The sequence below is a fragment of the Massilia genomosp. 1 genome (assembly GCF_011682185.1).
Classification (GTDB): Bacteria; Pseudomonadota; Gammaproteobacteria; order Burkholderiales; family Burkholderiaceae_D; genus Telluria_A; species Telluria_A rubra.
Genome location: NZ_WHJF01000563.1, coordinates 1 through 279, shown reverse-complemented (window position 1 = coordinate 279; position 279 = coordinate 1). Strand labels below are relative to the sequence as shown.

Here is a 279-nt window from a genome sequence, read left to right as displayed (position 1 = left end):
CTATCAATACGAACTGATGCCAGATGGCGAGCAAGAGCGCAATATGCGCCGCTTCGCTGGCGCGTGCCGATTCGTCTACAACAAGGCGTTGGCGATGCAAAAAGAGAATCATGAGGCCGGTAACAGGTTCATCGGCTACGTCGCCATGGCGCAGCAATTGACCGGGTGGCGCACTGGTCCTGACACACCTTGGCTGAAGGACGCGCCGTGTCATCCGCTGCAACATGCATTGAAGCACTTGGAGAGGGCGTACAAGAACTTCTTCGAGAAACGGGCCGA

Annotated in this window: 1 protein-coding gene; it reads left to right on the top strand. The window is 56.6% G+C overall.

Going from position 1 to position 279, the window contains the following annotated elements:
* The coding region (locus F1735_RS34915; RefSeq protein ID WP_167241635.1) for a helix-turn-helix domain-containing protein at positions 1–279 on the top strand (279 nt) is incomplete at both ends.